The organism is Salinibacillus kushneri, from assembly GCF_900111405.1.
Taxonomy (GTDB): domain Bacteria; phylum Bacillota; class Bacilli; order Bacillales; family Alkalibacillaceae; genus Salinibacillus; species Salinibacillus kushneri.
The window spans coordinates 1-21,443 of the sequence record NZ_FOHJ01000011.1; the positions used below are offsets into that span (position 1 = coordinate 1).

Consider the following 21,443-nt stretch of genomic DNA (forward strand, 5'->3'; position numbering starts at 1 on the left):
ATTTTGCCATTTTTTCAACCAATTAAGAATCAAAGGCGGTTCAGTAATGCCAAATTTTCTAGCAACATCTTCAAGGGAATCTCCTGTTCTTACCTTATAGTTTATGACATCTAATTTAAATTGAACAGGATAATTCGTAGATGCTTTTTTAGTAGTCAAACCCTGTTCCCCAAACTGTCGGAAAGCACTGACCCATTTTCTTATATTGGTTTTACTTCGAATTCCAAATCTTTTAGCCAAGGAAGCATATCCACCTTCTCCAGCTAAATAAGCGTTAACTACATTTTGCTTAAATCCTTCATCATATTTGACCACAAAAAACACCCCAAAAGTTAGAATTAGTTCGTCTAACTTTTGGGGTGCTCATCATATGAAGGCTTTTTTTCGTATAAATTCGGTCCTATGGCGTTTTAATCAATCGAGGATCAACCATTTCATATCCTTTTTCACGGAGCCCTGTAACAATTTCCTCTAGGGCAGCAGCCGTCCATTCTCTATCATGCATGAGAAGATTAGCTCCATTGGACAAGAGTTCAGTATTGACCATAATATCGGCAATCGCTTCTTTTGTCATATAGTCTTTCATAAAGTCATATCCATATGACCAATTCATTAATGTCATTCCTTCTTCTTTAACAACCTGTCTTGCATAATCCGTATTAACGCCATTAGGTGCCCTGAAAAATTTAGGTCTTTCCCCTATTACTTCTTCAACTAAATCATTCAATTTCACAATTTCATCCCGTTGATTTTGTTTGGAAACATCATCCAATTTTGTATGGTTAAACGTATGATTTCCAATTGCAAAGCCCATATCTGCTATTTCTTTTAATTTCTTTTGCTCTTCTTTTGTATCTATAAAATGTCCATTTACAAAGAAAATCGCTGGAGCATCTAGCTCTTTTAACGTTTTGGCCATTTCAACTGCATGCTCATCCGGTTAATCGTCAAACGTTAATAAGACGACTTTCTCATTAGCTTCCTCTTCTAAAGGCTTGATATTCCATGTTTCCGAAACTTCATATGTGGGTTCTGCCTTATCCAGCTCTTTATTGTTCTTTTCATTTTCCGAAGTTTCGGTTTCTGATGAAGATTCTTCCGTTTGATCTCCGTCTTCCGTTTGTGATTTATGTTTCTGCTCAAGATTATCAGCTTCAGCCTGTTCTTTCTCATCCACTACTTCCTGGTTGTCCGATTCTTTCTCATTCTCCTGGTTTTCATTCATACTACATGCTGTTACAGCCAGTAGTAGAAAGAACATCAATACAGCTCGTCTTTTCATCTTCAGTTCCCCCTATGTTGTTTGTAAAACGTTTCATTTTATTATACAAGAATTCCTAAATGGAAGGGGCATGAAATTAAATTTGTTTCTGTTTATGTTATATTTGATTTTAGAAATTTATATACATGTAGGATAGATATATAGGAGGAAACACTCATGCATAGCTCGATTAAAAAGTATTTTCCGCTTGGTGGTCGAACGATTAAAACAGGAATTTCGGTATTTATTACAGCCCTAATTTGTCAAATCTTTAACTTTCCGGCCATCTTTGCAGTCATGACAGCCATCGTTACAATTGAGCATACCGCAGCAGATTCCATTAAGAAAGCTTTTGTCCGATTTCCTGCTTCAGCAATTGGGGCATTTTTATCCGTCTCCTTTTACACAGCATTTGGTAAAACAGCCATAACCTATGCCCTTGCAGCCATGTTAACCATTGCTATTTGTCATAAGCTCAAATTAGACGAAGGAATTGTCGTGGCGACCCTTACGGCGATTGCTATGATTCCTGACTTTCATGGTAATTCATTTGGTTCATTCTTCGTACGGTTAGCAACAACATCAATCGGAATTATCGTTTCGACGGGGGTAAACTTTTTTCTTATCCCTCCTGACTACACAAATGTCATTCATAAAAATATTAATAACCTTTTTCAAAAGTCGGCCAATCTTTGCTTAAATATCAGTTATCTTTTACTTGATCATAATACCAATCAGAAGCAAAAAAACAAACTTTTATATCAGCAAATTAATCGGGATATCAACCATACTTATCGCCTGATTGCATTTCAACGTGAGGAATGGAGGTATCATAAGTATTCAAAAGATACTTTTCGTCAGGTCCACATGTGGCAAAAGCAGTTGAATTTCTTACAGCAAATTATCGATCATATTGGGAATTTGCGTTTTGTACACTTAAAAGAGAATTCCTTTCGTAGTGAAGAAAAAAAACTATTACATAATATTTTTGTTTCTGTTGCAGAAATCCTGAAAAATCCCAGCCACACCATTTCAAAAGAGCACTATGACTGGATTGAAAATTTGAATAATGAATTTTGGCATTGGAAAGAGGAACATATTCAAACTATAGAATCTCCTGAACACCTGCCACCCCAGACTATTGTTCTGTATGAGCTGTTATTTTTACACCAAGTATTAGAAAACCTTCAACAGATGACACATAATCAGTCAAAAATTGAAGATGATAAGTAATAAATAACAGCAGAGGAGTTAATCAGCTATGGGTAAAGTATCCAAAGTGTTTTATATCAGTTTAGTCATCTCTTTACTCTTTATTATCTGGGGTATAATGCCTGATGATATTGTTGGAGATTGGACCTTAGAAAATGTTACGGCAAATGTACAAGGCTTCCTGGTTGATAAGTTTGGTTGGTTTTATTTACTATCAGCTACAGCCTTTTTAATTTTTGCGATTTTTCTTGTAGCATCCAAATATGGAAATATCGTTTTAGGAAAAGATACAGATAAACCCGAGTATTCATATCTCACCTGGTTTGCCATGTTATTTAGTGCTGGTATGGGAATTGGACTGGTTTTCTGGGGTGCAGCAGAGCCTATCTCCCACTTTCATAACCCTCCTGAAATGGGTTTAGAGGAAGAAGACACAGCCAAACTGGCCTTACGATACAGCTTCTTCCACTGGGGATTACATCCATGGGCAATTTATTCGATTCTCGCCTTAGCGCTTGCTTATTTCCAATTTAGGAAAGAGTCCCCAGGCTTAATTAGCAGTATTTTAGAACCCTTATTTGGAGATAGAATGAAAGGTGGCTGGGGAACGGCTGTTAACTTCATTGCAGTATTTGCCACTATTTTTGGTGTAGCTACCTCCCTTGGTTTAGGTGCACAACAGATTAATGGTGGAATAGGTTTCTTATTTCATGATGTTGAAACCAGTATGGGATTACAATTAATCATCATAGCTATTGTTACCGTATTATTTTTATTTTCCGCTATGACAGGTTTAAACAAAGGGATTAGAATTTTGAGTAATACAAACATTTTGCTTGCAATATTACTCATGGTATTTCTTTTATTTGCAGCCCCGACAAATTTTATCATGGATCTATTTACAACTACTTTAGGAAGTTATGTTCAAAATCTTCCTTCTATGAGCTTTCGAATGACACCTTTTGATGAAAATAGTACCTGGGTTCAGGACTGGACAATTTTCTACTGGGCATGGTGGATTGCATGGGCACCTTTCGTAGGGACCTTTATTGCCCGTGTTTCCCGCGGGAGAACTGTTCGTGAATTTATCTTAGGTGTATTGTTAGTACCAACTATTTTTGGAGCTTTATGGTTTACGGTATTTGGAGGAGCCGGTATTTCTTTAGAATATTACCAAGGGTTAAATATCATTGATATTATCAATGAGCAAGGTAATGAAATCGCCTTGTTTACCGTATTACAGGAGTTTCCAATAAGCGTTATTACATCTACTTTAGCCATTTTGCTAATCAGTTGCTTTTTTATTACATCAGCTGACTCTGCTACCTTTGTTTTAGGGATGCAAACAACAAATGGGGAACTAAACCCCGGGAAACAGGTGAAATTTGTCTGGGGGATTATTCAATCTGCAACAGCTGCAGTTCTGTTATGGCAAGGTGGTTTAGGAGCATTACAAACCGCCTCCATTATAGCTGCTTTTCCTTTTACCTTTATTTTACTCTTAGTTATATTCTCACTCTTAAAAGAGTTTGACGAAGAAGCTAAACATTATCCTCTTCAACGAAGAAAAAGGCATGCACAAAAACAAGAATAAAGTAGGAAATAAACAGCCCCCTTGCTCCACAAAAGGACAAGGGGGAATTTTATGTCAGGACATGCCAAAGCTTATAGCCTCCGTAAATCACAAGAAATGCAAGTCCAATATAAAGAAGTCGGACTTTCCCACTCGATATAAAATATCTTCCCCCATAAAATGCTAAGCCTAAAAACCAAATAAAAAACAAAACATTGACTAAAGGGTGATCTTTTGCTGATAAATAAGTTGTAAGAAGATAAACACTCCATAATATGAAAAGCAGTTGTAAAAAGGTCCATTTATACATTTTAACCATTCCTCACTAATTCAACGTCTGTATGGTTTATATGTATGAAACACAAGCAAAAATTATGGGAAAAACGTGTATTCCTTTCTTTTTCTTATATTACAGAGTGTTCAGCAGTGTTTACATAAAAAAAGCTGCTCCAAATGGAACAGCTTTTTCTTAAGGCTCTGTTAAACATAGATGTTGATTTCCGCTCCAGTGCCCACGTTTTCCTCGGAGGTCCGGGAGTTTCGGGATATGCCTATAGTGGCTCCCGTTATCCCCCTCTTCCCGCAGGGGTCTAGCGCACTTAAGCTTCAACTATCTTTGTATAAAATCAACAGTAGGCTTTAACATTGCCTTTCTTAAAATAATTTTTATTTTGGTACATGGACTGGCATGCCTAGTGCGACTTCTGCAGATTCCATCGTCATTTCGCCTAATGTTGGATGAGCATGGATCGTTAGCGAAATGTCTTCAGCAGTCATTCCTGCTTCAATGGCAAGACCTAATTCAGCAATAACATCACTAGCATTCGCACCGGCAACTTGTGCACCAATAACAAGTCCGTCATCTTTACGTGTTACAAGTTGTACGAAACCGTCTGTGTCATTAAGAGAAAGCGCACGTCCGTTTGCTGCATATGGGAATTTCGCAACTTTAACGTCATAACCATCTTCTTTTGCAGCATCTTCAGTGTATCCCACGCTTGCGAGTTCAGGATCTGTAAAGGCAACAGCTGGAATACCTAAATAATCGATTTCAGATGATTCGCCACTGATTGCTTCAGCTGCAATTTTACCCTCATAAGATGCTTTATGTGCAAGTGGCGGTCCTTCAACAATATCACCAATTGCATAGATGTTAGAAACATTCGTACGGCATTGCTTATCAATCTTAATAAGACCTTTGTCTGTTAATTCTATACCTGCTTGTTCAAGACCTAATTCATCAGTGTTTGGACGACGGCCAACTGTAACTAATACATAATCTGCATCAACAGTTTCTTCTTTACCGTCTACTTCGTACTTCACGGTAACGCCATCTTTCTTTTCTTCAACACCTTGTGCCATTGCATTTGTGATAACATTAACACCTTTTTTCTTAAGACGGCGCTTCACAATAGAAGTCATGGACTTATCAAAACCGCCAAGAATATCATCAGTACCTTCAAGAACGGTTACTTCTGTACCAAAGTTAGCATATGCAGTTCCTAATTCAGAACCAATGTACCCACCACCGATGACAACTAACTTCTCAGGGATTTCAGATAGGTTTAATGCACCGGTAGAGTCTAATACACGATCTGAATATGGGAATGGTTTAAGCTCAATCGGACGAGAACCAGTAGCAATAATGCAATTGTTAAACTTATAAGTTTGGGAATTTTTCTCATCCATAATTTTAGCCGTGTTCCCATCGACGAAATAAACTTCACCTTTTACGATGTCTACTTTATTTGCTTTAAGCAAACCTTCAACACCGGTTGTAAGCTTGTTAACGACACCGGATTTCCATTTTTGAACTTGTGAAAAGTCCACAGATACATTCTCGGCTGTAATTCCCATGTCATCAGAATGATTGGCATTTTCGTAACGATGTGATGCAGAAATCAAGGCTTTAGATGGAATACAACCAACGTTTAAACAAACGCCACCAAGATCTCCTTTGTCAGCAATCGTAACCTTTTGCCCCATTTGAGCAGCGCGGATCGCTGCAACGTATCCGCCTGGACCTGCTCCTACAACAAGAGTGTCTACTTCAACTGGAAAATCTCCTACTACCATAATATTACGCCTCCATCATGATTAATTGTGGATCATTCAACAAGCGTTTAACATGGTTCAACGCTTCTTGAGCAGTTGCACCGTCAATGATACGGTGGTCAAAGCTTAATGATAAAGCAAGCACTGGAGCAACAACTACTTCTCCATCACGTACAACTGGTTTTTCAGCGATTCGACCAATACCTAAGATAGCAACTTCTGGTTGGTTAATAACGGGAGTGAACCATTGACCGCCAGCAGAACCAATGTTTGTAATTGTGCATGATGCACCTTTCATTTCATCTGGTGCAAGCTTACCATCACGAGCTTTGCCAGCTAATTCATTAATTTCACCTGAGATTTCAAAGATAGATTTGCGGTCAGCATCTTTTACGACAGGAACAAGTAGCCCTTTGTCTGTGTCTGCCGCAATACCAATGTTGTAGTAATGCTTATGGATAATTTCGTCTGTTTCATTATCGACGGATGTGTTCAATGTTGGATATTTCTTAAGTGTTGAAACAAGTGCCCTTACTACATATGGAAGATAAGTAAGCTTGATATCTTGATCTAATGCTGCCTGCTTAAACTTCTTACGGTGTGCTACAAGCTCCGTTACATCCACATCATCCATAAGTGTAACATGCGGTGCAGTCTGTTTTGATTTTACCATAGCTTTGGCAATAGAACGACGGATTCCGCTCATTTTTTCGCGAGTTTCTGGATATTGACCTTCCGTTGTAACAGGCTGTGTACCTACTGCTGCTGATTCAGCTTCCTCAGCATCTTGTGCTGTATCAGCCTGGTCACCGCTTAGGTAACGATCAATATCTTCTTTTAGAACTCGATTGTTTTTACCAGAGCCCGTAACCTCTTGAATAGTAACACCTTTGTCACGAGCATATTTACGTACAGATGGCATTGCAATTACACGTCCGCCTGTTGTAGCTTCTCCCTCTTCTTTTTGGGCTGGTTCTTCTTTTGCTTCCTCTTGTGGTTGTTCTTCATCATTTGGTTCATCGGCACCTGTATCTGGTTCTTCGTCATAGCCTTCTGCATCAAAGACAATTAGAGTTTCACCTACAGTTGCAACTTCGCCTTCGTTTACTTTTATATCTGTTACGGTACCATCAACTGGAGATGGAATTTCCACTACTGATTTATCATTTTGTACCTCACATAGTACATCATCTTCTTTTACTTCATCTCCAGGTTTATAAAACCATTTAACAATTTCACCTTCGTGTATACCTTCACCAATATCTGGTAGTTTAAAATTAAAGGCCACTAGATTTCCCTCCTATATAATCTATTAAAAGTTAATCGCTTGTTTAGCCTTTTCAATAATATCCTGATGATCTGGTAACCATACCTCTTCTGCAGCTGTAAAAGGATAAACGGTATCTGGAGCCGTTACTCTTAATACAGGAGCTTCTAAGTGTAAGATTGCACGCTCTTGAATTTCTGACATCACTTGTCCACCAATTCCCGCTTGGCGTTGAGCCTCTTGAATCATTACGACACGATTGGTTTTCTTAACAGATTCAATGATGGTATCGTAATCTACCGGGCTTACTGTACGAAGGTCAATAACCTCAGCATTAATACCTTCCTTTTCAAGTTCGTCTGCAGCCTTTAATGCAGAGTGTACCATGGCACCATATGCAATCAATGTAATATCTGAACCTTCACGTTTTATATCTGCTTTATCTAAGTCTACTGTATATTCCTCCTCAGGAACCTCACCACGGAAAGAACGATAAAGCTTCATATGTTCTAAGTAAACAACAGGATCGTTGTTACGAATAGAAGAAATTAATAATCCTTTTGCATCGTATGGCGTAGAAGGAATAACGACTCTTACACCCGGTTGTTGTGCAATTAAACCTTCTAAACTGTCTGCGTGTAATTCAGGAGTGTGTACACCGCCACCAAATGGAGAACGGATTGTTATGGGTATATTTTTGGTACCTCCACTGCGGTAACGCATACGAGCTGCCTGACCATTAATCGCATCCATTGCTTCATAAACGAAGCCAAAGAATTGAATCTCAGGCACAGGACGAAAACCTTGAGTAGATAAACCAACAGATAACCCAATAATACCTGACTCTGCAAGTGGCGTATCAAATACACGATCTTCGCCATATTCTTTTTGTAAACCTTCAGTCGCACGGAACACACCGCCGTTTTGACCGACGTCTTCACCGAAAACTAATACATTTTCGTCATTTTTTAATTCCGTACGCATAGCATCAGTAATCGCTTGAATCATCGTCATTTGTGCCATTGATTACTTCGACTCCTTCTCTTTATATTCTTCCATTTGCTCTTTTAAGTTAGCCGGAAGTTCTTCATGCATGATGGAAATAAGGTCTGTAACTTTTTGTTTTTCTACTCCATCAGCTTCTTTAATAGCGGCTTTAATCTCCTCTTTAGCCGTTTCAATCGTTTTATTCTCTTCTTCTTCGGACCAAAGTCCCTTAGCTTCTAAGTACTTACGGAAGCGGATTAAAGGATCTTTCTTCTCCCATTCATCATCTAATTCTTCCGTACGATAACGTGTTGGGTCGTCCCCTGCCATAGTATGTGGACCGTAACGATAAGTTACTGTTTCAATTAGGGATGGACCTTCACCATTAATAGCACGTTCTCTTGCATCACGAACAGCTTTATAAACAGCTAATACATCCATGCCGTCTACACGTACACCTGGAATTCCAGCTGCAACTGATTTTTGAGCTACTGTGTTTGCAGCGGATTGCTTCTCTACTGGAACTGAAATCGCAAATTGGTTGTTTTGTACGACAAACACATTATTTGCTTTATAAGCTCCTGCAAAGTTTATTCCTTCATAGAAGTCACCCTGGGAAGCTCCGCCATCACCTGTATATGTAATTGCAATGGCTTTTTCTCCACGCTTTTTCAAGCCTAATCCTACACCGGCAGCCTGGATGTATTGAGCACCAATAATAATTTGCGGGCTCATGGCGTTTACACCCTCTGGCATTTGATTTCCTTTGAAATGGCCACGTGAGAATAAAAAGGCTTTCGAAAGCGGTAGACCCTGCCAAATTAATTGTGGTACATCACGATAAGCTGGTAACAGGTAATCTTCTTTTTCAATTGCAAATTGGCTCCCAAGTTGTGAAGCTTCTTGTCCAGCTGTTGGCGCATAGAAACCTAGTCGTCCTTGACGGTTTAAAGCAATGGAACGCTGATCAAGCACTCGTGTATATACCATACGGCGCATTAGTTCTTTCAAATCATCATCTGATAAATCAGGCATTTCCTCTTTATTTACAATTTCGCCTTCTTCATTCAAAATCTGAATGATTTCAAATTGATTTTCGATGTCTTCAATTGAATTTTTCAACAACTGCAGTCACCTATCCTTTCCTTAGAAAAATCATCTCCATTAGTAGGTTTCCCAAAAACTGATGAGAAGTACTCAGGATTTTTGTATTTTCCGTTCTCAATCATTTGAGAATTAATCAGTCATTAACTGTTACATAATGAAAGGTGTTTTTCATTAGTACAATTTGAGTTTAGCTCAAACGATCGTATACGTCAAATATTTAATTTATTCTCCTATGCACAATCCAAATAGCACCTTTGAAGTGTTTTATAACAACTGGTTATTTCACTTGTACTGTACTAACATCAGGCTGAACTGTATTAGTTTCGAGATCAATCTGTTATATTTTAAAACGATAGAGCAAACTTTCACCTATTTATTGTTGTTTTAATTTCTCTCAAATTTTTAAGAAAGATATTTTGTATGTCCTCCCCCTTAGATTAATCCCCGTATACAACAAAACACCTAATCCCATCAAAAGGATTAGGTGTTTTGTTAGTTTTTATCCTGATTTGAGCCTTCCTGATTTTTCTCTGTGTTTTCTTTTTCTTCATTATCCTGGTTCTGATTTTTCTCTTCAGAATTCTCATCTGTCTTTTGTTCTTGATTACCCTCATCTTCAAAAACAATATTTAAATCCGTTGCTTTGTAAAACGTAACTTTTAAATCATTATATTTTTCAGTGGCTTTATTAAATTCTTCCCTAGCTACCGTGTATTTTTCGTAGCTCTTATTAATTTTTTCCACTTGTGCTTCCAGGTCCTCCATCTTTAAATCTTCTTCTTTTAACATGTTATATAACTGTTCATCAAGTTGAAGGGCTTCCTGGTAGGTCTTATGTAATTCTTCGTGGGCACTGTAACGGTTGTTCATAGCTTCTTTCATTTCGTTTGCCTTAGAAGTTAATTCTTCCGTTTCCAAGTCTTCAATCACATCTTCCATCTTATCAAATTCTTTTTTTGCCTCATCAATACTTTCCTTTTCAGACTGAATAATCTCTTTTCGCTGTTGCAAAATCGAAATAGCTTCATCTGAAAGCTCTTTTATTTTTTCCATTTTACTTTCCGGCAATTCCAAAATTTGTTCATATAGAGCTTTTTCTTCATTTTGTAATGAAACCAATTGTTCTTGCTGTTCCCCGAAGTTATCTTCCAACTCGACTGCTTTTTCTAAATGATTGTACATTTGTTCAGAAGCAGAAGGATTTTGTTGACACGAGGCCATTAAGAACATTACGAAAACCATTGCTAAAATTCCTTTTCCTTTTCGCAACTTTCCCTTCCTCCTTATGGCTACTTCATTATAAGTATACCATACTTATTTTTTCTATAATATGATTTTTAGAATGAAAATAGGTATTCTATTCTTAAACATTTTCAGATTATAATGTGATAATATACAATATAGATACAATGAAATATAGAGGAGTGTCAACAATGATTACAATGGATGATATAGTTCGTGAAGGCCATCCAATGCTTAGAACCGTAACAAAAGAGGTCCCTATTCCTCCAACGAAAGAAGATCAGGAGACACTAAAAGAAATGCTTCAATTTATCAAGAATAGTCAGGATGAAGAACTGGCTCAAAAATATAATTTACGTCCTGGTGTTGGACTAGCAGCACCACAGCTTGGATTAGACAAAAGAATGCTTGCTATTCACGTGGAAGACTTAAAAGGAAGATTATACAGCTACGGATTATTCAATCCTAGAATCGTAAGTCATTCTGTTGAAGGAGGCTACCTTTCAGGAGGCGAAGGATGTTTAAGCGTTGATCGGGAAGTACCAGGTATTGTTCCGCGTCACGCACGTGTGACCGTAAAAGCATTTGACCTGGAGGGAAATGAAGTAAAATTAAGATTAAAGGGTTATCCAGCTATTGTTATTCAGCACGAAATTGATCATTTAAACGGTGTAATGTTCTATGATCACATTAACAAAGAAAATCCATTTTATGTTCCTGAGAATGCTAAGGCTGTAGATCAGGAATAGTGGAAGAGCAAGAAAAGCGAAGGCGAACAAGTCGTCTTCGCTTTTCTAATTCTTACTCATGTTTCTTAGTATTATTGGTTAGGATAAAGGTGTAAGGAATGTGAGATAAAAATAAAATTTTTAAACTTTAATGTTTATCTATTTCATTCTTAAGCAAACCATATTATACTAAAAGTACTTGGGAAAGGGTCGGCAAAAAATAGATAGCGTTTTTTCTTAGCTTTTCAAAACTTACGAAAGGAGCTTCGATATGAGACTGAAACGTTTAAGAGAAAAGCTAAAAAGACGTTGGAAGGATCTTTTGGGTCGAAAAAAATATGCATAGTATTCCTCCGTACCAAATTACCTTAAATAGTATTGAATACACGTATGTCCAAAACAACGATTGAATGGAACAAGGATATGAATTTTTATCTAGTAAGGAGAGATCGACATGATTTACAAAGTACTTTATCAAGAAAACCCGGAGGAAGTTCCTGTAAGAGAACGGACCCAAGCCATGTATGTGGAAGCAGAAAGTGAACGTAAAATTCGTAAAAAGTTATCCTATCGCAATGTGCATATCGAGCATATTATTCTACTGTCCGAAAACCATTTAGAATATGAAAAACGCTCAAAAGATTTTGAAGTGGAGAACCTCTAAATGAAATTCGTCAAAAATGATCAAGCAGCGGTATTTGCACTAGGTGGTCTCGGTGAAATCGGTAAAAACACGTATGGCATTCAGTTCCAGGATGAAATCATTCTTGTTGATGCAGGAATTAAATTCCCTGAAGATGAGCTCTTAGGAATTGACTATGTCATCCCAGATTATACTTACCTAGTACAAAACCAGGATAAAATCAAGGGATTGTTCCTCACCCACGGGCATGAGGACCACATTGGTGGAATTCCTTATTTGTTGCGTGAAATAAATATCCCTATTTATGGGGGTAAACTTGCGATCGGTTTAGTAAAAAGTAAATTAGAAGAACATGGATTATTACGGAATGCAAAACTTCATACCATTCATGAGGACGATGTGATTAAATTCCGTAAAACATCTGTATCCTTTTTCCGAACAACACACAGTATTCCTGATTCTTATGGCGTTGTTGTCAAAACCCCTCCAGGAAACATTGTACACACAGGAGATTTTAAGTTTGATTTTACCCCTGTTGGGGAACCTGCTAATTTAACAAAAATGGCAGAAATCGGAAAAGATGGAGTTCTGTGTTTACTATCAGATAGTACAAATAGTGAAGTTCCTGGTTTTACACTATCTGAGCGCGTTGTTGGACAGAGCATTCGTGAAATTTTCAGTAATGTGGAAGGAAGAATTATTTTCGCAACCTTTGCTTCCAATATCCACCGCTTACAACAAGCTGTAGAAGCAGCAATCGAAAATAATCGAAAAATTGCGGTATTTGGACGTAGTATGGAAAAAAATATTGAAGTAGGTAAAAATTTAGGGTACATTAACGCACCGGATGATACCTTTATTGAGGCATCCCAAATTAACCGTCTCCCAAGTAATGAAGTGGCAATACTATGTACAGGATCACAAGGGGAACCTATGGCAGCCCTTTCCCGCATTGCCAATGGTTCTCACAGACAAATCCAAATTCAGCCTGGTGATACAGTTGTATTTTCCTCATCACCAATCCCAGGTAATACAATCAGCGTAAGTCGTATGATTAACATGTTATACCGTGCCGGAGCAGATGTTATTCATGGCTCATTAAACAACATTCATACCTCGGGACACGGATCCCAGGAAGAACAAAAGTTAATGCTTCGTTTATTAAAGCCAAAATACTTCATGCCAATACACGGTGAATACCGTATGTTAGTTGAGCATATGAAGCTTGCGAGTGATTGTGGAGTTGATCCAAAAGATTCCTTTATTTTAGATAATGGTGATGTACTTGCACTAGGAAAAGACAATGCATCATTTGCCGGTAAAATTCCTTCTGGTTCGATTTATGTCGATGGTAGTGGAATTGGAGACATTGGAAACATTGTCCTTCGAGATCGCAGAATCCTATCAGAAGAAGGACTAGTAATTATTGTGGTAAGCATTAATATGAAGGAATTTAAGATTGCTTCAGGTCCAGATATTATCTCTCGGGGATTTGTATATATGAGAGAGTCTGAAGATTTGATTAAAGAAGCACAAAAGCTCGTTTCCAAACACTTGGATAAAGTAATGGAACGACGTACTAGCCAATGGTCAGAAATCAAAAATGAAATTACAGATACCATTGCACCCTTCCTTTATGAAAAAACAAAAAGGAAGCCAATGATTCTGCCTATTATCATGGAAGTATAATTGGCAGGATTATAGTAAAGCTGTCTCATATTGGGACAGCTTTAGCTTGTAGAGAAACCCCTGGTTTCCTACAAGCTTTTTTCATTATTCCTTTCGTTTAATGCTAAGCCGCCGCAGTTGAAAATGTATCATCATCAAATTAAACACAAGAATAAGACTCTCCTGCACTAGCTTATCCGAGCGAAGTGCAGGAGAGTCTTATTCTTGTTCTGACAGGCGGTTGTCAGTAATGCCTGCTCTCGCACTTTTTGTTTCCCACCCATACACAATACCGCAGTCCTTGCAGTTCTTTTGAAACATCTTTACTAGTCATCATCCACTACTAGATTTTTCTCAAAACGGGAGATGTCTCGATCTGCACCTATGACAATTAAAATATCGTTTTTCCGGATTTCTTCAGTTGCCAGTGGAGACACTAAAACCTCTTTATCTCTTTTGATGGCTACAATATTACAGCCATATTCAGCCCGAATATCCAAATCAACAAGCGTTTTCCCGCTCATTTTATCGCCCGCTTTTACTTCAACAACACTATGTTCATCCGAAAGTTCCAGGTAGTCTAATACATTGCTTGATATAATGTTATGGGCTATTCGTCTTCCCATATCACGTTCTGGATGGACGACATAATCAGCCCCTATTTTGTTTAACACTTTTTCATGATAATCATTTTGAGCTTTTACGGTTATCCTTTTTATGCCCAGTTCTTTTAACATTAATGTAGTTAAAATACTCGATTGAATATTGTCACCAATAGCCACAATAACATGGTCAATATTATGAATACCAATTTCTTTTAAGACTTTTTCATCCGTTGTATCTGCAATCACTGAATGAGTTGCAATATCTTTGTAGTCATTGACCCGATCAGGATCAACATCTATTGCCATTACATCCATTCCTTCTTTACTTAATTCAACACAAATACTACCACCAAAGCGTCCAAGTCCAATGACTGCATATTCCTTCTTTTTCATCTTAAACTCTCCCTACTGCACTGAATTTGTACATGGCTTAAGTCTATCATAAGATTATAGAAATAAGGAAGACTACAAAGTGGTGAAACTTGAATATGATTTATACTTCCTTTAAAATAAGTAATTTGTAGTATAATGCTTCAAATAACAGATTCAACAGGAGGTACTCCATGTTCATTTCATACCCAATCCTGGCAGCATTACTTGCCCCTCTTCTCGCACAAGTAATAAAAATCCCTTTATATTACGTAAAGAATCGAAAGTGGAAGCTGGAGCTCCTATTTAGTACCGGCGGAATGCCAAGTTCACATACAGCAACCGTGGTGTCACTCACGACTGCAATGGCCTTAATGGAAGGGATTCAGTCTAATTCATTTGCTATTAGTCTTATTCTAACCATTATTGTGATGCATGATGCTACAGGAGTAAGACGACAGGCGGGACGACATGCTGTTGTTTTAAATCAAATGGCACAAGATTTCCATAGGCTCGTTAACACACTTAAACACCATAAAATGAACAATTATGAAAAGAGAGAACAACTGAAAGAACTTCTAGGTCATAAACCTTTAGAAGTTTTTTTTGGAGCCTTATTTGGAATTATCGTTGCCATAGTTCTATATAATTTTTACCCGTTTCACAGACTATAAGAAAAGCCCTTATCTCCCGCTTGAGATAAGAGCTTTTCTTTGTATTAGGCGCCTAACATTTGAAATTGTGCTTTAACAAGATGGTAATATTCCCCTTTCCCACTCATTAACTCATCATGATTTCCTTGTTCCAAAATATGACCATTTTCTAATACAATGATGTGATCTGCTTCACGAATCGTCGATAGTCTGTGAGCAATCAATATGGATGTACGTCCCTGCAGTAATCTCTTTAATGCCTTTTGTATTTTTTGTTCTGTTTCCGTATCAATGCTTGCCGTTGCTTCATCTAGGATAATAATTTTAGGATTGGCAAGTAAAGCCCGGGCAAATGAAAGGAGCTGTCGTTCACCTACAGACAGAATATTACCTCTTTCCTCTACTTCTGTCTCATATCCATCAGCCAGACGCCGGATGAAATCATCAGCTCCTACGACTTTTGCAGCCTCCATGACTTCTTCATCAGTAGCATTTGGACGTCCAAATCGAATATTATCCATAATCGTTCCGGAAAAAATAAAAGTATCCTGTAGAACGACACTTATATTTTGGCGCAAGCTATCAAGAGTTACATCACGTAAGTCTATCCCATCTATTTTCACAGCCCCTTCTGTCGGATCATAAAAACGACTAATAAGGTTAGCAATGGTTGACTTTCCGGATCCTGTATGACCAACTAAGGCTACAGTTTGCCCCTGCTTCATTTCCAATGAAATTTCATGAAGAGCTACACGATCATCGTCATAAGAAAATTTCACATGATCAAATTCAATATTTCCTTTCATATCTTCAAACGAAATCGCATTTGATTTTTCTTTGACATTTGGTCTTTCATCCAGAAATTCAAAGATACGTTCCGATGAAGACATGGCCATTAATAATTGATTGTAGCTCTGGCCTAAACGGGAAATCGGATCCCAAAACATCCCTAAATAAAAGGCAAAGGAAACAAATATACCGGTTGTGACATAAGGATTATTTAAAATTAAATAAGCTCCATACGAGATTAAAATAGCCGTTCCAATCGCATTACACATTTCCACCAGAGGTCTAAACATCGCACTTTTTTTCGTTGCGATTCTCCACTTCTCATAGTTATCTGTGTTTACGCCATTAAAGAACTCTGTATTTTCCTTCTCCTGAGAAAAAGACTGGGTAATGCGAATTCCCTGAATACTTTCATTTAAATGAGAATTTAATCGGGATTGTTGAATCCGCACCTGCTGCCAGGACCTTCGAATGTTTTTCCTGAGCTTTGTAGAGATAAAAAACATAATCGGCAGGATGATCATAACGGCAAGCGCAAGTTTCGGACTCAACATAAACATTATGATAACAATACCAAGTAATGTGATAACATCTGTTAAAAGGTTTATAATTCCATTGGTGAAAAGCTCCTGTAAAGAGTTTACATCATTTAAAATACGTACAAGAATGGATCCTGCTGATCTTGAATCAAAAAACCGGTGCGAAAGCCGTTGAACATGTGCAAATAATCCATCTCTTAAGTCATAAATTACATTTTGCCCGAGTTGATTAACCCAGCGTATACGAAGTGTATTAGCAACGTAGTTAAATACATACAAAAAACCGATTAAAATAACAAATTGTATTAATAAGTTTACATCCTGATTTGCCAATGCCTTATCAATGGTATATCGACCAATGATAATCGGGACAATTAAACGAACAGCCGTTGAAATCAGCATGGCAATTATAGCAGCCGGCAATAACGTTTTCGCATAAGGCTTCATATATTTAAATAAGCGAACCGTTTGTTTCCAATTAAACGGTTTATCTACAGCCGTATCAATCGTGTAGTAAAAACGTTTTAAATGTTTACTTTCTGATGCCGTGCTTTTTTGACTCATCTTTCTCCCTCCTATCCTGGATGTTTTTCCAATACTGTATCCTGATCCTGATATTGAATGTCATATATTCGTTGATAAGTACCTCCGTTTTTAAGGAGATTTTCGTGTACACCTCGTTCCACGACTTTTCCATCTTCTAAAACAAGTATTTCATCAGCATGCTTAAGTGCAGAAATGCGATGAGCAATGATAAATGTTGTCCTGCCCTTCATTACCTCTCGAAGTGCTTTTTGAATTTTAAATTCGGTCTCCATATCAACTGCTGAAGTTGCATCATCCAAAACTAAAATCCGGGGATTAATTAAAATAGCCCGGGCAATGGCGATTCGTTGTTTTTGCCCACCAGATAAACCCATTCCACGTTCTCCAAGTAAGGTTTCATATCCATTTGGCATATCTATAATAAAATCATGAGCCTGAGCACGCTTGGCGGCATCCATAACCTCATCCATTGTCGCATCAGGATTTCCATAACGAATATTTTCCAAAATGGTCGTTGAAAATAAAAAAGCCTCCTGCAAAACAAATCCAATATTTCGTCGGAGTGTTTTTAAACCGTATTGTTGTACGGGATGTCCGTCAATAAGAACGCTACCTTGTTCTGGTTCATAAAAACGGGTAATGAGTTGTGTGATACTGGTTTTCCCAGCTCCAGTTGCTCCTATTAAACCGATAACCTTTCCTGGAGGAGCATCAAAGGAAATACTTTTTAACGCAGCATCATCCTCCTCAACATAAGTAAGTGTGACATCTTCAAAGGTTACATGTCCTTTGATTTGAGTCTGTTTTTTAGCATTTGTTATTTCCTGAATATCCTCCCTTTGTTCTAATATCTCCAGTAAACGTTCCCCAGAGGCCTTTGCTTGTGAAAACTGGTTAATAACAAATCCAAAGTCTGTTAATGGCCAGACAATATACCAGACTAAACTAAAAAAGGCCACTAATTCTCCTGGCTGAAGGTCACCTTGGATAACTAAATGACCTCCATATCCAAGTAAGACCACAACACTAATATTCCCTAAAAGTTCCATTAAAGGGAAAAATTTTGCCCAAATGCTTGCTGTGTGTAAATAATGATCCCGATAATTTTGATTGGAATTTGCGAATCGACCAATTTCAAAATCTTCTCTAGACAATGATTTTACTGTATGAATACCACTTACATTTTCCTGCACTCTTGTATTTAATCGCCCTAGAGATTTACGAACACCACGAAAAGCTGGATGTACCTGTTTATCAAAACGAGCTGTGACCACTACTAGAAAAGGCATGGAAGCCATCGTTACCAAAGCAAGTGGAACAGAATAATAAAACATAACCCCTAAACTGATAAGAATGATTAAAGTGATTCGAACTACAGATGAAAATCCAAATGACAAAAAGGCTCGAAAGCTTTCTACATCTGAAGTCAAACGTGACATTAAATCCCCTGTCTTTGCATTATCGTAGTATTTAAAGGATAATTTCTGAAGCTTTTTATACAAAGCATTGCGTAAATCATAAACAGATTTAATTCCAAATAATTCACCTAAATACTGATGAAAATATGTAGCCAGCCCTTTTACAGCCATAATCACTATAAAACCGAAAGCTAGAAAAGGTATTAATGGGTATCTCTCTCCTAATACCACTTCATCAATGGTAATTTGAAGGACGATTGGATAAACCACTGTAATTCCTGTAACGAATAACAGAGCAAGTAAAGAAATAAATAGTAAACGCTTGTAAGGCCAAAAAAATGATTTTAGTTTTTTAAAAGTATCCAACGTTGTCCCTCCCTTTCTTCTTTTTTAAAAATCGCGTATATATAAATATATCGAGTTCCGAAATAAATATCTACCCCTTTTCCAAAATTTTTTAAATTTTTATAATCGGTCTACTTTTAAAAAGGAGGCTCTGTTAAAGCTTATTGTTGATTTTCCACCAAGCTGATTGAAGCGGAAGTGCTCCAATCTCCTGTGGAAAGGGTATGCCGAGGAGGGCTCCGGACGCGGAAAGCGAGCACACTGGAGATGAAAGAAACACCTATGGTTAACAGAGACAAAAAGGCCTTTCAGCGTACGACATTTTAATAGGTAAAAAAGGGGTTGTATACGTCTTTTCCTTTCTAAATATTCCCTTGCGCTTTTAGAAAAAGAAAGAGAGAGCCCCTCTATAAGAAAGGCTCCCTGAGAAAAACCATTATTGGAGGTTATTTTGACCAGTCTGCTCTATCATTGGTGATTTCGCAAATGAATTTAAAATTTGCTGCATATCCTGCTGTGCTAATTGGGGAACTTGATAATAGCCGTTTTTATTCTGATAAAGAAACAGCTCATAAGCCATTTCAATAAAGTTAGGAATGCTATCAGCTAATACTCGACGTACAACCGGGTTTGTACTTTCCAGTGATGCCGTTGTCAGAGCCGTAGCATTAGCTTTGGCAAGTCCGATCATAAAGCTTGAAATACATTTGTCATCAAGCTCATTAACAGATTGTTTAGGTTTAGATGGTTGTGATGGTGTAAGTCCATAGGTGACATCATTACTTTGATTCATTTTATAGCTTGAAGTGGGCATGGATGGATCATTCCCTGTGGAAAAAGCCTCGACCATAATGTTATATTGGGAATTCATAAATTGTGACTGATTTTGGCAGATGTTCATGAGTTCCTGATCCTGTATATGCTCTTGATAAAGCATATACTGCTCCATTTGCCCCATTAATCCAGATAGTACTTCATGAAGATCAAGCACTTCATGACCACCATGGTTAAAGGTGATATTCCCACCTGGCATTTGCGGATTCATGGATGGCTGATTCATTTGCTGGTTGGCCAATCTAAATCACTCCTTTATAAGGATACAACTTTAGTATGGATTCAGATGACCCAGCCAAACCATTGAAAATAGTACCGGTTTTGGTTAGGATTTAAAAAAGCCGATTCTTATTGGAACCGGCTGTCTACTTATCTTTTTGTTAAAACACGTTGGATTCGTTTTGTAAGCATTCCAAGTCCGTTTCCACCGACTTGAGAATGCCTCAGCTTTCCATCTTTATCAAAAAGAAAATAGGCAGGTACCTCTTTCACCCCAAACGCATTGGATAACGTTAAATCATTATCAATTAAAATCGGTTCAGTTATATGGTGCTCTCTTGCCTTCTCCTTGACCAGATTCACATCCATATCCTGCTGGGAACGCGGCATATGAATAGCTATAACGTTTAGATAATCGGCATAATGATCACGAATCTTATGAATTTTAGGCATTGCTTTTTTACAGGTTTTACAACTGACTGACCAAAAATGAATGAGTGAAGGATCATCAGCCCCAATTAATGTTCCTTTGGATATTCGGCCATTCAGCCATGTTGTCGCACTGGATAATTCAGGCATTTCCTGTCTCAGTCTCATGTATGTTCCTCCCCTTATTTATTCACTTAAAAAGGCCTAACCAAATGTTAGACCTTTTTAATCCATTAAATGTGATTTTCATGCAACTTGTTACACTTTATACTTCTAAGGTTTCCTGACCTGGTTTCCAATTGACCGGACACAATCCTCCTGTCTGCAGGGCTTGTAAAACTCTTAAGGTTTCATCTACACTACGTCCAATATTATTGTGATTAACGGTTTGATACATCAGTTCACCTTGGGGATTAATGATAAATAATCCTCTTAACGCTACACCTTCCTCCTCAATTAAGATACCGTATTCACGTGATACAACATGATTGGTATCGGCTGCTAACGGATATTTGACATCCCCAAGTCCGTTATCCTCTCTTGATGTTTTTATCCACGCTAAATGCGTATGAATCGTATCTGTAGAAGCACCAATAACCTCCGCATCCAAGTCCTCAAATTCTTCATATCGATCAGAAATGGCTGTGATTTCAGTTGGACATACGAAGGTGAAATCCATCGGGTAGAAAAACAAAACGGTCCACTTTTCATGCTTCATATTTTCTTCCAGGGACACTTTCCCAAATTCTTTGTCAGGAAGAACAGCATCCATTTCAAAACGTGGCGCTTGTTTCCCTATCATACGTTCTGCCATATGTAATCCCTCCACAATAAAAATTACTCGAAAATAGGTCCATTCATCCATTCAATTATTATCTCCAATTCATCACAAATTAAACCAAAAGGCCCAAAATTACCTCATCATTCGATTCTTTTTTACATTATATTGGTTTG

At 37.7% G+C, this 21,443-nt stretch carries 19 protein-coding genes and 1 pseudogene; 6 read left to right on the forward strand and 14 right to left on the reverse strand.

The window, feature by feature from the left end; translation table 11 throughout:
* The 3 genes and pseudogenes from BMX63_RS14030 to BMX63_RS18780 form a co-directional block, all read right to left on the reverse strand.
* The coding region (locus BMX63_RS14030) for a helix-turn-helix domain-containing protein (RefSeq protein ID WP_143060169.1) at positions 1 to 315 on the reverse strand (315 nt) is incomplete at its 3' end.
* A gap of 85 nt (positions 316 to 400) precedes the next feature.
* A pseudogene (locus BMX63_RS18775) lies at positions 401 to 922 on the reverse strand (polysaccharide deacetylase family protein); the annotation flags it as partial.
* An 18-nt stretch (positions 923 to 940) separates the two neighbouring features.
* Positions 941 to 1,282: a hypothetical protein gene (locus tag BMX63_RS18780; protein ID WP_342733168.1), complete on the reverse strand. Its 342-nt coding sequence runs from the start codon at positions 1,280 to 1,282 to the stop codon at positions 941 to 943.
* Between the two features lie 156 nt (positions 1,283 to 1,438).
* On the opposite strand from BMX63_RS18780, the gene BMX63_RS14040 reads away from it, so the two are divergent.
* Together BMX63_RS14040 and BMX63_RS14045 are read left to right on the forward strand one after the other, a co-directional pair.
* Positions 1,439 to 2,494: an FUSC family protein gene (locus tag BMX63_RS14040; RefSeq protein ID WP_093136803.1), complete on the forward strand. Its 1,056-nt coding sequence runs from the start codon at positions 1,439 to 1,441 to the stop codon at positions 2,492 to 2,494.
* A gap of 28 nt (positions 2,495 to 2,522) precedes the next feature.
* Entirely contained in the window at positions 2,523 to 4,067 is a 1,545-nt protein-coding gene (locus BMX63_RS14045; protein WP_093136805.1) for a glycine betaine uptake BCCT transporter, read from the forward strand.
* Between the two features lie 645 nt (positions 4,068 to 4,712).
* Here BMX63_RS14045 and lpdA read toward each other — a convergent pair.
* The 5 genes from lpdA to BMX63_RS14075 form a co-directional block, all read right to left on the reverse strand.
* Positions 4,713 to 6,122 carry a dihydrolipoyl dehydrogenase gene (lpdA, locus tag BMX63_RS14055; protein ID WP_093136809.1) on the reverse strand — a complete coding sequence of 470 codons (1,410 nt, stop codon included), beginning with the start codon at positions 6,120 to 6,122 and terminating at the stop codon, positions 4,713 to 4,715.
* A gap of 4 nt (positions 6,123 to 6,126) precedes the next feature.
* Complete coding sequence (locus BMX63_RS14060) at positions 6,127 to 7,389, reverse strand: dihydrolipoamide acetyltransferase family protein (protein WP_093136811.1); 1,263 nt, start codon at positions 7,387 to 7,389, stop codon at positions 6,127 to 6,129.
* Between the two features lie 24 nt (positions 7,390 to 7,413).
* On the reverse strand, positions 7,414 to 8,391 hold the full coding sequence (locus BMX63_RS14065; RefSeq protein WP_093136813.1) for an alpha-ketoacid dehydrogenase subunit beta: 978 nt from the start codon (positions 8,389 to 8,391) through the stop codon (positions 7,414 to 7,416).
* Positions 8,392 to 8,394: 3 nt separating this feature from the next.
* The gene (pdhA, locus tag BMX63_RS14070; protein WP_093136814.1) at positions 8,395 to 9,477 is read right to left on the reverse strand and encodes a pyruvate dehydrogenase (acetyl-transferring) E1 component subunit alpha; all 1,083 of its coding nucleotides are present in this window, start codon (positions 9,475 to 9,477) and stop codon (positions 8,395 to 8,397) included.
* Positions 9,478 to 9,954: 477 nt separating this feature from the next.
* Positions 9,955 to 10,731, reverse strand: a complete 777-nt coding sequence (locus tag BMX63_RS14075) for a YkyA family protein (protein WP_093136816.1) — start codon at positions 10,729 to 10,731, stop codon at positions 9,955 to 9,957.
* Positions 10,732 to 10,895: 164 nt separating this feature from the next.
* Here BMX63_RS14075 and def point away from each other — a divergent pair, with 164 nt between their 5' ends.
* The 3 genes from def (at position 10,896) to rnjA (ending at position 13,764) form a co-directional block, all read left to right on the forward strand.
* Entirely contained in the window at positions 10,896 to 11,453 is a 558-nt protein-coding gene (def, locus tag BMX63_RS14080; RefSeq protein ID WP_093136817.1) for a peptide deformylase, read from the forward strand.
* Between the two features lie 433 nt (positions 11,454 to 11,886).
* Positions 11,887 to 12,096: a DNA-dependent RNA polymerase subunit epsilon gene (locus tag BMX63_RS14085; RefSeq protein WP_093136819.1), complete on the forward strand. Its 210-nt coding sequence runs from the start codon at positions 11,887 to 11,889 to the stop codon at positions 12,094 to 12,096.
* Positions 12,097 to 13,764 (forward strand): ribonuclease J1, encoded by a 1,668-nt coding sequence (gene rnjA, locus BMX63_RS14090; protein WP_093136821.1) that lies wholly within the window; start codon positions 12,097 to 12,099, stop codon positions 13,762 to 13,764. It abuts the gene before it with no gap.
* Between the two features lie 305 nt (positions 13,765 to 14,069).
* On the opposite strand, the gene BMX63_RS14095 is transcribed toward rnjA, so the two are convergent.
* Positions 14,070 to 14,741, reverse strand: coding sequence for a potassium channel family protein (locus BMX63_RS14095; protein WP_093136822.1), 672 nt, complete (start codon positions 14,739 to 14,741; stop codon positions 14,070 to 14,072).
* Between the two features lie 170 nt (positions 14,742 to 14,911).
* On the opposite strand from BMX63_RS14095, the gene BMX63_RS14100 reads away from it, so the two are divergent.
* Complete coding sequence (locus tag BMX63_RS14100; protein WP_093136824.1) at positions 14,912 to 15,391, forward strand: divergent PAP2 family protein; 480 nt, start codon at positions 14,912 to 14,914, stop codon at positions 15,389 to 15,391.
* Between the two features lie 44 nt (positions 15,392 to 15,435).
* Here BMX63_RS14100 and BMX63_RS14105 read toward each other — a convergent pair whose 3' ends face one another.
* The 5 genes from BMX63_RS14105 to BMX63_RS14125 form a co-directional block, all read right to left on the reverse strand.
* Positions 15,436 to 17,262, reverse strand: coding sequence for an ABC transporter ATP-binding protein (locus tag BMX63_RS14105; RefSeq protein ID WP_093136825.1), 1,827 nt, complete (start codon positions 17,260 to 17,262; stop codon positions 15,436 to 15,438).
* 11 nt (positions 17,263 to 17,273) lie between these two features.
* Positions 17,274 to 19,028 carry an ABC transporter ATP-binding protein gene (locus tag BMX63_RS14110; protein ID WP_093136827.1) on the reverse strand — a complete coding sequence of 585 codons (1,755 nt, stop codon included), beginning with the start codon at positions 19,026 to 19,028 and terminating at the stop codon, positions 17,274 to 17,276.
* Between the two features lie 415 nt (positions 19,029 to 19,443).
* Positions 19,444 to 20,067, reverse strand: a complete 624-nt coding sequence (locus tag BMX63_RS14115; RefSeq protein ID WP_093136945.1) for a spore coat protein — start codon at positions 20,065 to 20,067, stop codon at positions 19,444 to 19,446.
* 143 nt (positions 20,068 to 20,210) lie between these two features.
* Entirely contained in the window at positions 20,211 to 20,657 is a 447-nt protein-coding gene (locus tag BMX63_RS14120; RefSeq protein WP_093136828.1) for a TlpA family protein disulfide reductase, read from the reverse strand.
* A gap of 97 nt (positions 20,658 to 20,754) precedes the next feature.
* Entirely contained in the window at positions 20,755 to 21,303 is a 549-nt protein-coding gene (locus BMX63_RS14125) for a peroxiredoxin (protein WP_093136947.1), read from the reverse strand.
* Between the last annotated feature and the right edge of the window lie 140 nt (positions 21,304 to 21,443).

What these genes read in the sequence shown, in the direction of transcription:
- BMX63_RS18780 (WP_342733168.1), bottom strand. Translation starts at nt 1,282, where the DNA reads ATGAAAAGACGAGCTGTATTGATGTTCTTTCTACTACTGGCTGTAACA.
- BMX63_RS14040 (WP_093136803.1), top strand. Translation starts at nt 1,439, where the DNA reads ATGCATAGCTCGATTAAAAAGTATTTTCCGCTTGGTGGTCGAACGATT.
- BMX63_RS14045 (WP_093136805.1), top strand. Translation starts at nt 2,523, where the DNA reads ATGGGTAAAGTATCCAAAGTGTTTTATATCAGTTTAGTCATCTCTTTA.
- lpdA (WP_093136809.1), bottom strand. Translation starts at nt 6,122, where the DNA reads ATGGTAGTAGGAGATTTTCCAGTTGAAGTAGACACTCTTGTTGTAGGA.
- BMX63_RS14065 (WP_093136813.1), bottom strand. Translation starts at nt 8,391, where the DNA reads ATGGCACAAATGACGATGATTCAAGCGATTACTGATGCTATGCGTACG.
- def (WP_093136817.1), top strand. Translation starts at nt 10,896, where the DNA reads ATGATTACAATGGATGATATAGTTCGTGAAGGCCATCCAATGCTTAGA.
- BMX63_RS14085 (WP_093136819.1), top strand. Translation starts at nt 11,887, where the DNA reads ATGATTTACAAAGTACTTTATCAAGAAAACCCGGAGGAAGTTCCTGTA.
- rnjA (WP_093136821.1), top strand. Translation starts at nt 12,097, where the DNA reads ATGAAATTCGTCAAAAATGATCAAGCAGCGGTATTTGCACTAGGTGGT.
- BMX63_RS14095 (WP_093136822.1), bottom strand. Translation starts at nt 14,741, where the DNA reads ATGAAAAAGAAGGAATATGCAGTCATTGGACTTGGACGCTTTGGTGGT.
- BMX63_RS14100 (WP_093136824.1), top strand. Translation starts at nt 14,912, where the DNA reads ATGTTCATTTCATACCCAATCCTGGCAGCATTACTTGCCCCTCTTCTC.
- BMX63_RS14105 (WP_093136825.1), bottom strand. Translation starts at nt 17,262, where the DNA reads ATGAGTCAAAAAAGCACGGCATCAGAAAGTAAACATTTAAAACGTTTT.
- BMX63_RS14115 (WP_093136945.1), bottom strand. Translation starts at nt 20,067, where the DNA reads ATGAATCAGCCATCCATGAATCCGCAAATGCCAGGTGGGAATATCACC.
- BMX63_RS14120 (WP_093136828.1), bottom strand. Translation starts at nt 20,657, where the DNA reads ATGAGACTGAGACAGGAAATGCCTGAATTATCCAGTGCGACAACATGG.
- BMX63_RS14125 (WP_093136947.1), bottom strand. Translation starts at nt 21,303, where the DNA reads ATGGCAGAACGTATGATAGGGAAACAAGCGCCACGTTTTGAAATGGAT.